General features: G+C 70.7%; 13 protein-coding genes and 1 riboswitch. Of the genes, 3 read left to right on the top strand and 10 right to left on the bottom strand.

What is annotated here, in order from left to right:
* Positions 1–26 precede the first annotated feature (26 nt).
* From FHX31_RS09005 to FHX31_RS08985, 5 genes are all read right to left on the bottom strand, one after another.
* A complete protein-coding gene (locus FHX31_RS09005; RefSeq protein ID WP_030271556.1) occupies positions 27–2,039 on the bottom strand; it encodes a bifunctional copper resistance protein CopD/cytochrome c oxidase assembly protein in 2,013 nt (670 codons plus the stop codon).
* A complete protein-coding gene (locus FHX31_RS09000; RefSeq protein WP_063778292.1) occupies positions 2,036–2,623 on the bottom strand; it encodes a copper resistance CopC family protein in 588 nt (195 codons plus the stop codon). Before FHX31_RS09000 ends, FHX31_RS09005 begins: the two co-directional genes overlap by 4 nt.
* Positions 2,624–2,695: 72 nt before the next feature.
* A complete protein-coding gene (locus FHX31_RS08995) occupies positions 2,696–3,610 on the bottom strand; it encodes a cation diffusion facilitator family transporter (RefSeq protein ID WP_030271552.1) in 915 nt (304 codons plus the stop codon).
* Between the two features lie 63 nt (positions 3,611–3,673).
* Complete coding sequence (locus FHX31_RS08990) at positions 3,674–4,147, bottom strand: PH domain-containing protein (protein WP_167796919.1); 474 nt, start codon at positions 4,145–4,147, stop codon at positions 3,674–3,676.
* A gap of 622 nt (positions 4,148–4,769) precedes the next feature.
* Positions 4,770–5,213, bottom strand: a complete 444-nt coding sequence (locus tag FHX31_RS08985; RefSeq protein WP_030271549.1) for a hypothetical protein — start codon at positions 5,211–5,213, stop codon at positions 4,770–4,772.
* Positions 5,214–5,284: 71 nt separating this feature from the next.
* Between FHX31_RS08985 and FHX31_RS08980 the strand changes: the two genes are divergently transcribed.
* Positions 5,285–5,827: a hypothetical protein gene (locus FHX31_RS08980; RefSeq protein WP_123111663.1), complete on the top strand. Its 543-nt coding sequence runs from the start codon at positions 5,285–5,287 to the stop codon at positions 5,825–5,827.
* Between the two features lie 14 nt (positions 5,828–5,841).
* On the opposite strand, the gene ccsB is transcribed toward FHX31_RS08980, so the two are convergent.
* From ccsB to FHX31_RS32590, 4 genes are all read right to left on the bottom strand, one after another.
* Positions 5,842–6,771 (bottom strand): c-type cytochrome biogenesis protein CcsB, encoded by a 930-nt coding sequence (gene ccsB / locus FHX31_RS08975; RefSeq protein ID WP_030271546.1) that lies wholly within the window; start codon positions 6,769–6,771, stop codon positions 5,842–5,844.
* A 68-nt stretch (positions 6,772–6,839) separates the two neighbouring features.
* The gene (locus tag FHX31_RS08970; protein ID WP_082171188.1) at positions 6,840–7,067 is read right to left on the bottom strand and encodes a cation transporter; all 228 of its coding nucleotides are present in this window, start codon (positions 7,065–7,067) and stop codon (positions 6,840–6,842) included.
* A 159-nt stretch (positions 7,068–7,226) separates the two neighbouring features.
* Positions 7,227–7,658 carry a hypothetical protein gene (locus tag FHX31_RS08965; RefSeq protein ID WP_030271542.1) on the bottom strand — a complete coding sequence of 144 codons (432 nt, stop codon included), beginning with the start codon at positions 7,656–7,658 and terminating at the stop codon, positions 7,227–7,229.
* Between the two features lie 213 nt (positions 7,659–7,871).
* Positions 7,872–8,336 (bottom strand): hypothetical protein, encoded by a 465-nt coding sequence (locus FHX31_RS32590; protein WP_225319833.1) that lies wholly within the window; start codon positions 8,334–8,336, stop codon positions 7,872–7,874.
* A gap of 11 nt (positions 8,337–8,347) precedes the next feature.
* On the opposite strand from FHX31_RS32590, the gene FHX31_RS32585 reads away from it, so the two are divergent.
* Entirely contained in the window at positions 8,348–8,683 is a 336-nt protein-coding gene (locus FHX31_RS32585; RefSeq protein WP_230650663.1) for a recombinase zinc ribbon domain-containing protein, read from the top strand.
* A gap of 417 nt (positions 8,684–9,100) precedes the next feature.
* Here the strand turns inward: FHX31_RS32585 and FHX31_RS08955 are convergent, their stop codons facing one another.
* On the bottom strand, positions 9,101–9,901 hold the full coding sequence (locus FHX31_RS08955) for a C39 family peptidase (RefSeq protein WP_036310744.1): 801 nt from the start codon (positions 9,899–9,901) through the stop codon (positions 9,101–9,103).
* A gap of 209 nt (positions 9,902–10,110) precedes the next feature.
* Positions 10,111–10,251: riboswitch (cyclic di-AMP (ydaO/yuaA leader) on the bottom strand.
* A 994-nt stretch (positions 10,252–11,245) separates the two neighbouring features.
* Here FHX31_RS08955 and FHX31_RS08950 point away from each other — a divergent pair.
* Positions 11,246–12,760, top strand: coding sequence for a copper resistance CopC/CopD family protein (locus tag FHX31_RS08950; RefSeq protein ID WP_030271539.1), 1,515 nt, complete (start codon positions 11,246–11,248; stop codon positions 12,758–12,760).
* The last annotated feature ends 17 nt before the right edge of the window (positions 12,761–12,777 follow it).

Below are 12,777 nucleotides of genomic sequence, written 5' to 3'. Positions count from 1 at the left end.
GGCACCGGCATTCGGCGGGCGGCGGTTCACCGGGGAACCTGCCGGTCTCGTTCGGCGAGTCCGGCGAGCATGCGGTTGTAGGCGGCCAGTTCGTCGTCCTCGCGGCCCTCCGCTTCGGCGCGGTCGGCCGCGCGGTCACGGCGGCGGGCTTCCCGCTCGTCGGCGCGGATCCACTGCAGCATCAGGGCGCCGAGCACGATGACCGTGGGCAGTTCCCCGAAGGACCAGGCGACCCCGCCGGCGTTGCGCTGGTCCTGAAGTGGAGTGGGCCCCCAGGGACGGGCGAGGGCGGTCCACCAGTCGGCGGCGAGAACGCCGCCCGACTGCATGAGCGCCACACCGAGGAAGGCGTGCAGCACCATGCTGATCAGCACCAGGATCGCCTTCAGCGGGTGTGGCACCCGCCGGGGGGCGGGGTCGATGCCGATCACGGTCCAGAAGAACAGGTACCCGACGCCGAGGAAGTGGCCGATCATGGCCAGGTGCGCGGCGTGGGAACGGACCGCCAGCTCGTACAGGCCGGTGAAGTAGAGCACGTACAGGCTCACGACGTACAGGGCCAGCGCGACCACTGGATGGGTCAGCGCGCGGGAGACCCGGGAGTGCAGGGCGGTCTGCAGCCACTCACGGGGGCCGGGCCACCGGGGGTCGGTCGACGGGGGCAGCGCGCGCAGGGCGAGGGTGACCGGCCCGGCGAGCACCAGCAGGATCGGGGCGACCATCATCAGCAGCAGGTGCTGCACCATGTGCACGGCGAACAACACCGGTCCGTAACGGGCCAGGCCGCTGGACGTGGCGATGACGATCACCGCGCAGCCGGCCAGCCACAGCGCGGTGCGGGCGGGCGGCCACGTGTCACCGCGGCGGCGCAGTCGCCACACCCCGGCCAGGTACAGCCCGGCGGCGGCCACCGCGGCGGCGATGATCAGCGGGTCGGGCAGCCACAGCCTCGCCACGGTCTCGATGCTCAACGGTGGCGGCATGGGGAAACCGAGCAGGGCCGCCGTCGAGTCCTCCTCCACCTCACCGAGCGGTGCGGGGGTACGCGACAGCGCCACGGCGGCGCCGAGGGTGGCGGCGAACAGCAGCGTCTCCACCACCGCCACCCGCAGGAACGGACGCCGCCGCCCCGCGCACAGGGCGGGCATCGAACGGCGGCGGTGCAGCAGCCCGGCCACCCCGACCGCGGCGAGCGCCGCGATCTTGACCAGCAGCAGTTGCCCGTAACGGGTGGTCAGCAACTCCGCCGGGGCGGACAGGCGGGTGGCGGCGGACACCAGGCCGGAGGCGCCGACGACGACCAGGCAGGCCAGCGCGAGCGGCGAGAACCGGCGCACCGCGACGGCCAGGTCGGCGGTCGACCCGCGGGCGGTGACGGCCAGGGCGAACAGACCCCCCGCCCACAGGGTGACCGGGATGACGTGTAGCAGCTGCCCGGACACCGCGATCTGGTGGTTGCCGGAACCGGCGGCGTGCCCGGTGAACACCGGCGGGATCGTCGCCGCCACCGCGATACACAACGCCGCCAGGGCACCGCCCGGACGCAGGCTCCTGGCGGCGATCAGCGCCACGAGCAACGCGAGGACGCCGCTGAGGGCCAGCGCCTGCCCGAGCGCCACGCTGAGGGCGAAGTGCAGCACCGCCCGCACGGACAACACCTGGGCGGCGGGCAGCCCGAACAGGTCGACCAGGGTGTAGCAGACCGCCACCGCGGACGCCGCCGCCCAGGCGGCAGCACTGAATGCCGCAGCGCGCAGGCGGCGGTAGCCCAGGGCCGACAGGCGACCTTCGTCGTCGCGGGGCGACAGCATCACCACGGCCAGCAGCAGCCCGACGGTGATGACCGCACCGACCTGCATGCCCAACCGGGCGGCCGGCAGGATCCACGCGGTGGTCGGGCCCGGGTCCGGCAGGCCCGGCACCGTCTGGGGTACCGCGCCGCCACCCCACCACAACAGCGCCGCTCCGACCGCGGCCGCGACGAGGACAGTGCCGACGGGCACCAGCACCGGACGCCGCACGACGCTCTGCATGCTCATCGCCGGGCCGCCCGCTTGCGCCACAGCAGCAGACCCGCCCCGGCCGCCACGAGCGCGAGCAGCACCGCCACCAGCCCGACCCCCATGCTCGGGGCGCCATCAGCGGCGGCGGCCGAGGAAGCGGCAGTGGTCGCCGGCACCGACGGCGGTGTGGTGAGGGCCGACGCCGGCGGTGCGGATGCCGCGAGCGGGGACGCCGACGCGGTGACGGTGAACGTGTAGGAGCTCTGCACCGGATGCCCGTCGACGGACACCACCCGGTACGCCACCGTGTACCTGCCGGCGGGCAGGTCAGACTTGAGCGGCTGGGTGGCGCGGGTACCCGACACGGCCGGCTTGCCGGCGACGGCGGCAACGTCACCCGGGGCGGTGACCGCGATGGTCGTGAACCGCGGATCGAGCCGTTCGACGAAGATCAGCTCGATCTGTTGCGGGGCGGCGGCCAGACGGGCGTTGGCGGCCGGCGTCGAGTCGCGCAGGGCGTTGTGTGCCCACGCCGGCGTGGCCGGCACGAGCAGGGCGGTGGCCACGCAGAGGGCAGCAGCAACACGGACGGGCAGGACGAAACGGTACGTGCGGGTCAAGGCCGGACTCCCAGCTAGCGGGTCATTCCTCAGATAGTCGCGCAGAGGCAGCGGAAAGTTCCCCACAAACCATCACCAACCGCTTGCGTCGCAGACGCCGTCGGCGCCCTGCGGCTCGGCCTGCAGGGTCGCGTGCTCGATGGAGAACCGATCGTGCAACACCTGCCGGGACGCGGCCAGGACCCCCGCCAGGTCACTGTCGCGAGCGAGGATCAGATGCGCCGACGCGACCTCCATCCCCGAGGTCAGGGTCCAGACGTGCAGGTCGTGCACGTCGGCGACGCCGTCGACCGCGGCCAGGGCGTCGCGGACCTGCGCGACGTCCAGGTGCGGCGGGGCGGCCTGCACCAGCACCCGCACCGCGGCCCGGCCCAGCTTGTAGGTGCGGGGCAGGATGAACAGGCCCACCGCCACCGCGATGATCGGGTCGGCGTACCACCAGTCGGTCAGGGCGATGATTCCAGCGGCGACGATGACGCCGACCGAGGTGAACAGGTCGCCGAGCACCTCAAGGTAGGCGCCGCGCACGTTCAGGCTCTCCTCCGAGCCTGAACGCAGCAGGAAGAATGCCGCGATGTTGGCCACCAGGCCGGCCACCGCGACGACCAGCATCGGCCCGGCCAGCACCTCGTGCGGCGCGGAGAAGCGGCGCACCGCTTCCACCAGCACGTAGATGGCGACGCCGAACAGCAGCACCGCGTTGGCCAGCGCGGCGAGGACCTCCATCCGATACAACCCGAATGTGCGCTGCCCGTCGTGAGAGGCCTTGCTGGCTGCGGTGATCGCCGCCAGCGCCATGCCGATGCCGAGCACGTCGGTGAACATGTGCCCGGCATCCGACAGCAGCGCCAGCGAACCGGTCAACCACGCCGCGACCGCCTCGACCAGCATGAAAGCGACCAGCAGGGCGAACGCCGCCCACAACCGGCCCCGGTGCTTCTCACCGGCGCGCATGATCTGCTGCCCGTGGTCGTGTCCCTCGCCCATGCCCGGCTGCCCCTCCTGTCGACCGACCGAGCCAACATATGCTCACATTGCAATAAGTGCAACTCAACTGGAGGTGGATCGATCCCCCGCAGCAGGGGCCGCCCCTTCAACGGCGGGCCCGCCCTCGGCGGGTGGCGCCACGGAACCGGCCCCGTCCGCATCCATGGCCCGGGCGGCGGCGAGCAGGGTTCGCAGACGTCTGACGGCAGCGACGGCGTCCGCGTGGTCGATCACCTGCACGCTCAGCAGCGGCACCACGTCGCCGTTGACCAGATCCAGCGACGCCCACACCGCCTTGCGGTCGAACCGAACCCGCTCCACCACCTGCCACGGCACGGTGACATCACCGAGCAGGTTGCGCACCCGCACCCGCTCGACGTCGGCCTGCACCCGCAGCCGCCACGGCAGCAGGGTCAGCCCGGTGAATAACACCCCGACCCCGATGACTGCCCACCGGTCGGCGGGAAACAGTTTTCCCCCGTTGGAGGTGGTTCCACTCAAGGTGAGCCCCGCGTACACGTTGATCGCCAGGATCACCGCTGCGGCGCCCAGGCTGATCTGCCGTATCCGCCTCGGCCGCACCGTCACGTCCCCGGCCGCCGGATCGTCGTGCCCGGCTGTCGCCGGCGTACTCATGTTCACAGACCCTCCTGGTCCTCGTGGTCAACGTCGGGTGTTCGGCCGCACGGGCCGTCGCTAGCCATGCCGGTCGGCTGGCAAGGCGGGCCGGGCGGAAGCACACCGCAGCGGCGCTCGTCCGCCACCGGTCGAGGACGCCCACGCGTGGGCCGCGACCGACGGTCGAGGCGTGACTTCGACGAGCAGCGGCCGGCAGAACCACGCATGGTCGTCGAGGCGAGGCCCGACGCCAGGAGCTGCCTATCGGGCGCGGCCGCGTCCGCGGGCAGCCGGAGAGCAGCGTGGCGGGAGCCGCCGGCGGGACGCCTCACGGCACTGGAGTGACGACCTTCGCACAGGCGCGGCCGCAGGTGGTTGTCTGCGCAGCGGCGCGGTGGTGGCGGCACGGTGTCGATGCGGACATCTGTCAGCAGGCTCGGCGCCGCGGAGACCGCTGGCGGCATTTGCCTGAGCCGGCAGCCGTCATCGACGCCGGTGCGACGGGACCGTGCCGGCAGCGGCGCGTTCGAGGTGTCGAGGTCTAGCGGTCCTGGAAGCCCGGGTAGTCCGAGACGTGCCGGCGGGGGTCGTCGTTGAGCCACCGCAGCATGTCCTCGTAGGCGGCCACCTGCGGATCCTGGGCGTCGGTCTGCGTCACAGCGGCGGGCGTCATCCGCGCCGGCGCCGCGCCGTCCGGGTCGCTGCGCTCGAAGCGCCAGCTGTGACCCAGCGACGGCACCGCTGCCTGCGGCCTGCCCCCCTGCCGTCGGACGTCGGCGTGGCTCAACCGCTCGCGCACCACCTTGACCCAGAAGAAGACCCCGAAGGCGGCAAAAAGCGGCCACTGCAACGCGTACCCGTAGCTGAGGGTGTTGCCCTGCCGCGCGTGTTGCCACTGCCACCAGCCCAGCCGCAGGAACACCACCGCGACCACACCGACGAGCACGTGGCCAACGAGCCAGCGGGGACGAAGCCAGGGCGACACGCCCCGACGATAGCCGCTCGGGAAGCCAGGCATGTTGTCCGCCCTCTCTCTGCGTGACGTACGGTAGCGGCGTGAAGGTGTTCCCCGTTGCGCTCGACTCCGGCGAGACCGCCAGCCTCCGCTCCGACGACACCACGGTGTGGATCACCCCCGCCGCCACCCGCTGGCGGAGGCTGCTGCACTGGTCCGCCGGAGCGGTGATGCTCGGCCTCGGCCTCGCTGCCATCTCCATCGGTGTCGGCCACGCGATCGGCCCGGCCGTCGGCCTGTGGGCCACCGCCGCGACAGTCGGCCTGATCATCGCCGGCGGCATCGGTGCAGCCGTCGCCGCAGTGCTGCTCTGGCGCGCCGAGCGCCACCCCGGCTCCGCCATCCACGTACGGGACATCAGCGCGGCCCGCAGTGAGCAGGCCAACGGCGGCATCACCGTCACGATCGAACACGTCAACGGGGTGACCCACCGGTTCACGGGCACCGGCATGACCGGCGCCCGCACCGCCCAGCTGTTCGCCCGGCTGCTCTCGGCCGCCGCCGCGCCGCACGACGAGGAGAGCTCCGCGCCGCACGCAGGTGCGACAACCGCCGCGGGCCGCGGCGCAAACCCCGTCAAGTAGCGGCTGACCACGGCTCAGGCCCCCGCGTAGGAGTGCAGACCAGAGATCACCAGGTTCACCGCGAACAGGTTGAACATCATCGTCGCCCAGCCCACCACCGCCACCCACGCCGCGGTGGTGGCCCGCACACTCGCGGTCGCGTTCGCGTGCAGGTAGGCCGCATACACCACCCAGGAGATGAACGCCCACGTCTCCTTCGGGTCCCAGCCCCAGAAGCGGCCCCACGCCGCCTCCGCCCACACCGCTCCGGCCATCACCGCGAAGGTCCACACCAGGAAGCCCGCCCCGTGCATCCGGAACGACAGCCGCCGCCACACCGCCATCGCGGGCAGCCGCGCCGCCAAGGTGTCACGCAGATCCCCCGATCTCGGCGTGCCCCGTCGCTCATAACGCGCCCGTAGCAGCAGGGCCACGGCAGCGACGAACCCGATCAGGAACAACCCGGACGCGATTGCGGCGGCGCTGACGTGCACCGCCAGCCACACCGACTGCAACGCCGGTACCAGCGGACCCGCCGGCGTGTACACGTGCAGGCCCGCCGCGGCGAGCAGCACCAACGCGCACACCGCGACGTACAGGCCCAGTGGCCGCAACGCGGGGCGCCGGACCGCCAGGACCAGCCAGGCGAGCACCCCGACCAGGGTCACCGCCACGATGAACTCGTACATGTTTCCCCACGGCACGCGCCCCGCCGCGGCCGCCCGGGCGACCAGGCTGCCGGCCTGCGCCGCCGCGGCCGCCCCGACCGCGCCCAGGCCGACGACGCGCCCGATGGCAACCCGGCGCGACACGGCAGCCATCGTCGGGACGGCAGCCGCAGGCACCGTCGCAGGAACCGGTACGGCAACCCGCCGCGGTGCCACCTGGGCCGCGGCAAAGGCGATCACGGCCGTGAGGTGGCCGAGGAGAGCAAGAGTGAACAGATTGTCAGATAGAGCAGCCATCGACTCTCCACGAATGAGTCAACCCGCTACCGCACGCCCCGATCAGGAGGCGGCGGGCGGGCCGGAGATCAGAGCGATTCCAGCCGGGACGGATAGCCGGACGCGGCGAGCGCCGCGGTCAGCACGGGAGCGGTGACGACGACCGGGTCGGCGTCCACCACCGCGCGGCCCGCTGCTGCGGACACGTGCGCCCGATGCACCCCCGGCAGATCTTCCAAAATTCGCCGTACTGCGCTCTCCGCACGGTCGCAGCACAACCCGCGCACGGCCAGCATGTAAGTGACGGTGTCGTTCACGGCATCCTCAGACCCGACGAAGGGACAGCCGAGCTTGCTGGCCGACTGGCCAGGACCACGTTTGGCAGACTCGGCAGGAACGAAGGCCCGCGACGGCTACTCAGCCGGCCACGTATCAGGACGCGTGGACCGCCACGGGCTCACAACCGCAAACCGGTTCTACACCCGCGACACGCACAACAGTGACAGCAGCCGGACCGTCACAGGCCGGCTCACCGGCCGGTGACGCAGCCCCCGGCCAACAGGTAGCCGGCGGACCCAGCGCTGGAATGCCCCCAGTACGACAGCGCCGCCGATCACCAGCAACAGCAGGCAGGCCGTCACGGCCACGCTCCCGCCATCTGCCGGCGCATGATGCCCGTCAGTCGCCTCCGGATCGGCGGAGGCGAGGGCATCAGCGAGGCTGTTCAGGGCCGCAGACGCGTCGTAGGAAGCGAGGGAGGTCGTGGAACTGGCAGCCGCCGAAGGTGTCGCAGTGTCCAGACCCCTAGCGCACTGCAGCGCGTGCAGGACCAGAACCGCAGCGACGACGACCGCCACCGCGACAGCGCGGTAGCCGCGCATCGCACCAGCCGGACCGTCCCACGTCACCAGCGCAGACTACGACACTCCACGGCCGCAGCCGTCGTGCGGGTGCGGGTTCCCGTCCTGCCCCGGATGCTTATCTCAAGGTCGGCGAACCACTGCGTCACCACGTCGCGTTCGAAAGTCCCGTGGGCCACTCGTCGGCGCGGCCTGCATCGGGCGGTCGTAGCTGGACCGCCTTGTTCGGGCGGCTACCACCGGCTCCGGCCCGACAGCCCTTCATCCAGCGCAGCGGACTTTTTGTCCGACTCGACCATGAAGATCCTTCGTAGAAATGTTGGCGTGTCGGACCACCAGAGTGACGATCCCGCGGATCCCATGACCCGATGGCTCAACAGCCAGCCGCACGCCGGCGCGCAGCCGCGCGTCCGGCGGCAGGGTGGTCTGCGGTTTGCGTTCTACGGCCGGATGTCGACCATCGAGCATCAAGACCGGGTGACGTCCCGGCACTGGCAGCGGGACTGCGCCAGCGAACTCGTCGCCGGTCACGGGCTGATCGTCGCCGAGTACTTCGATGCCGGCTGCTCGCGCCGCCGCGGCTGGCGGCAGCGTCCGCAGGCCGCCGCGCTGCTGGCCGCGCTCCCCGATCCGCACCGTGGGTTCGACGCGATCGTGGTCGGCGAATACGAACGAGCATTCTCCGCCAACCAGCTGCAGCACCTGGCACCCCTGCTCGAACAGCACGGTGTGCAGTTGTGGCCAGCCACGACGGGACTGCCCGCCGCTACCTGTTCACCGGCCTGCTGCGCTGCGCACCATGCGGCCGAAGACTGGAATCCCACTGGATCAACCAGCGTCCGGGCTACCGATGCCGCCAAGGCCACACCAGCACCCAACAGCCCACCAACGGCCGACGCAAGATGCTCTACCTCAGGGAAGACCACATCATCGCGCGACTGATGGGACATCCCGGCCTCGCCAGCGACGCCCAGAACCCGCATGACCTGGCCGCGCTCCTGCACAGAAACAAGATCAGCATCATCTGCGATCAGGAACGATGTACACCGACCACAGGAGCCTCAGGCAAGTGAGCCCGTTCAACCCATGATCAATATGTGGAGATGTTGTGTCCGAGGGATTCGGACACAAAGTCACGGCACCCATGCTCAGCATGGGTGCTCATGCCGTAATCCTATAGCAGCGAGCGGCACTATGGAGTTTCCCGTGTCGGCGTCATGCCGTTATCGGTGACGCACCAAAGTCCACAGAGGGGCTGGTTCGGATTTCGCGCCGGCGGCCCCGGCCTGGCCAACCCACCCGGCATGCTGGACCTGTACGTGTTCGCCCCTGCCCGCCGCGTCGGGCGGCACCTAACCTGACCGCACAAGATGATCGGCTGAGCCATACCAGAGGGCGCACGACGTGCCGTCCTGCCTGCTACTGGGCGCGAACCGAAAGGCGACGGGCACCGGCTCGAACGAGCCGGTGCCCGAGGGCCGGAGATGGGATCAGGCGGAGTAGCCGCGGGTGGCCATCCAGTTCGCCAGGTCGATGGTGGTCATCCAGTAGGCGGCCATGTTCGGGTCGGCGGAGTCGGCGATCCGCACCGTCCGGCCGTCGTCCTTATATCCGACCACGGCGATGTAGTGGCCGCCGGGGAAGGAGTGCCAGCCGCCGTCTGTATCGGTCGCGGAGCCGACGGTGTTGGCGACCACGGCACGGCCGTCGGTGATGGCGGTGACCACGTCGGCCTGGAGCTGGTCGATCTGCGCCGGCGTCGCGGCCTGGCCCGGGATCATGTGCGTCCGGTACGGGTTGCCCTTGACCATCTGGTTGAGCCCGCGAGTGGTGTCCTCCGCCGAGTTGGTGCCGTTCTCGCCAGCGTTCAGCGGGGCGACCATCGCGTCCTGGGTGGTCTCGACGCCGCTCGCGCTGAGCGCGTTGCGCACAGCGGCCGGGCCGCAGTTCCAGTAGGCAGTCTGCGCCTCGTAGGTGTGGTCGAGGACCTTGGTCGACGGAGGCTTCGGCCTCGCCTTCTTGGTCACGTCCGGGTCGGTCGTGGCCCTGTCCTTCGCTGACGGCGACGGCTCGGCGGCGACGCGAGCCTCGCCGCGGGTGGCGACATCACCGAGCCGCGGAGCCAGCCCGGCGGCGGTGTTCCCCTGGCGGACGGGCGCGTTGTGATCGGTGGCGGCCAGCGCCGTGCCGACGCCGCTGGCGAGCACGAGCGCCGCGGCGGAGCCGGCGATGATCTTGTACGGGCGCTCGGTCACAAGACGCCGCAGCTGACGCTTCATGTGGTGCTTCATGTGTTCCTCCACGGGCTGGAGCGGCACAGGCCGGCCCGACGCGCGGAGGAACTCACGCACGTTGTGACTGGGCGGGGTGCCGCGGGGATGGGGAGCGCCCGGTGGGCCGGGCTGGGGGGCAGTTGCCGGGACTCACAGTCAGGCGAGTGTCGGCACCGCGATGCCGTGGAGGCGTGGGGAGTATCGGGAGGTGTTTCGCACGAGGCTGGCACTCCTTCCGTGGCCGCCTACCGGGTTAGCTGACGGATTCGGGCGGGAAGTACGCCCTACCGCGGGCCGTGGCTCGCGGATTCACCCCGGTGTTGCCTGGGTCCCCGGTTCATGAGATCACGATTAGGCGGGTCGGAGCGGCGTCGCCACTTGCGATCGGAAACCGCACCGGACGCGCCGACATTACCGGTGGGTACGTCGTATGCCAAGGGCTCCCACCTGCATAAGCCTCGAACATCGCTACTCTGATCGGAACCTCCAGTTACTCATGCCACTCAATGGGACGAGCAGTTATAGCGGAACCCTCGGGACGTAACCGGACATCGGAATGCTGTTGGCGCTCAATTGCTTGGCCGATCGCCGCATACTCACCCGAATGGCCGTTTCCTGGGCGGCCGTACGTAGCCCCACACCAATTTCAGTCACAATTCAGCAAACCCGGGCCGGCAGCAGCGGCGGTAGTGGTGGTACGGGCCGAGGCCGCGCGCAGACACAAGTCAGTGCGAGCTCCCCGTTACCGCACAGGCGTTCATGGAGATGAAGTTGGCGGCGCTCGTGACACCCGGCAGTCAGCCCGCGCAGACCGCGGGTAGCTCGACGTTCGAATGTCGACGTGGCTTCGACGAAAATCAACCCAATCCCGGCGGGCGGCGTAAGGCCGGATCGCCGCCCTGCCGACGGTTGGGCGCGCGCCGCGCGAAGCAAGTGGGAACCGCGTACGAGAGCATGATCGTCGCGCTGATCGCGGTGGCCCGCTTCAAAATCCGTCACCGCGGGGCCACAGAGCGACCCGACCACGGCCGACCGGGACCGCGGCAATGCCTCGCACCACTCCCGGCGCAGTCCGTCGCCGTTGCGAGTCGGCGATGCCACCATGCTGGCGCTCTCCCCCAACCTGACTTTCTGGATCGTCGAAGCTGACCCGCCCCTACTAAGGGCGGGTAGTAGTTGACCTAGGATGGCGACCGCACCACGTGGGAGCGATGTGTGGGCACCGGCCCGCGCCTCCTTGGCGGAAGGATCAACAGTGCCTTTCCAGCGGCGTCGCCGGGCGGCCTGACCTTGCTTGCTGCATCGCCGGGTCTCGCATGTCCTCAGTCGCCAGCACGTCGCGCCGCGCGCTGGGCAATTCGGGTGTGGCTGGCGCTGTTTCCCGCCCTCATCGTGGCCCTCGGGTTCGCTTCCCCTGCGGCCGCACATTTCAAGCTGCTCCGGGCCGTTCCGGCCGACGGCGCGCGGATCGACGGCGCCGTCCAGGAAATCCGGCTGACGCTCAGCGCCGCCGGCACGCCCACAGGAGCGGGATTCAAGCTTTCCGACGGCAACGGCATCGGCCTACCGGCCGCCAGCCACACGCCCGACGGAGGCCGAACGTGGCTGGTCCACCCGACCGCTCGCCTGACCACCGGCACGTTCAAGCTGCGATGGAGCGTCGCGGCCCCGGACGCCCACCCCCTGACGGGTGTCATCACGTTTACGGTGGCCTCGCCTCCCCCGACGCCCGGAACGGCCGCTAAACCCCAGGCAACAGCCAGCCCGCACGGACATGCCGGCCATGGTGGGCCAGGTGTGCCCCCGGCTTCGCCGTCGGCACACGCGGGAGGACACGCTGTTGGCCACACCGCCGACGCGGAACAGGCGCCGGTGCGGTTTGTCGGCGCCGTCGGGCGTTGGCTTTCCTACGGGGCGATCCTGCTCGGTGTCGGTGGTCTTGTCTTCGCGTTGACCACACTGGTCGGCACACGCAGTGACATCCGGGTGGTGCAGATCTGGGTGCGGACGGCGGGGCTGGCGGTGGCGGCTGGAGCGGCCTTTGAGCTGGTTGCACTCGCGGCGGTCTTCAGCGAGCAGGGCACCTTCGCCTCGGCGGCCAGCGCCTCGTCGGTGACCGCCCTCAGCCAGACACCGGTGGCCGCCGGCCTGGTCCTGCGACTCACCGGTGCGGCCGGTCTGCTCGTGTCCGGTTCACTCGAAGCGGCGCTGATTCGGGGCCGGCACGCGGTCGGGCGTCACTCCGTTCCGACCGTCGCAGCGATACCCACCGACTCCCGGAACCTGGTGACGGCTGCCGCCGTCAGCGCGGCCGGCGACGGCGTTCAGCGGGTGCGAGCGCGACCGGTGCGGCCTGTGCTCATGGCGGTCACCGTGGCACTGCTGCTGGGTTCCTTTCTGGTCGATGGGCACACCGTCACCGCGGAACCTCGGGCCGTCGTCGTGGCGGCCGATTTCGCCCACACCATTGCCGCCGCGGTGTGGGTCGGCGGAGTTCTTCTCCTGGCTGCCCTGTTGCTGAGCCGCGCCCGCCTCGGCGTACCGACGGGTGCCGCCGAAATGGCGGTGCGATTCTCCATACCGGCCACCGCCGCGGTAGCGCTCACGGGTGTCGCTGGCGTCGCGTTGACCCTGCTGATCCTGGAACGGCCGGGCCATCTCGTGACCACCGACTGGGGGCGGGTGCTTCTCGTCAAGGTCGCCCTGGTGGCGGCTGTTGCCCTCGTCGGGCTGTACAACAGCCGGCGCGTCGTGCCCAGGCTGGATGACCGCGCGATGGACGCCACTTATCAGCTACGCCGCACTGTCCTGGTCGAGGCGTTGCTGATGGTCGCCGTCGTGCTGGTCACCGCGATCCTCGTCAACGCCGAGACGTAGTCGGCAGCAGCGCGTGA

The organism is Micromonospora sp. CNZ286 (assembly GCF_014207755.1).
This window is presented reverse-complemented; position numbering and strand designations above follow the sequence as displayed.

What these genes read in the sequence shown, in the direction of transcription:
- ccsB (WP_030271546.1), bottom strand. Translation starts at nt 6,771, where the DNA reads ATGGCTGCTCTATCTGACAATCTGTTCACTCTTGCTCTCCTCGGCCAC.
- FHX31_RS08995 (WP_030271552.1), bottom strand. Translation starts at nt 3,610, where the DNA reads ATGGGCGAGGGACACGACCACGGGCAGCAGATCATGCGCGCCGGTGAG.
- FHX31_RS09005 (WP_030271556.1), bottom strand. Translation starts at nt 2,039, where the DNA reads ATGAGCATGCAGAGCGTCGTGCGGCGTCCGGTGCTGGTGCCCGTCGGC.
- FHX31_RS08955 (WP_036310744.1), bottom strand. Translation starts at nt 9,901, where the DNA reads ATGAAGCACCACATGAAGCGTCAGCTGCGGCGTCTTGTGACCGAGCGC.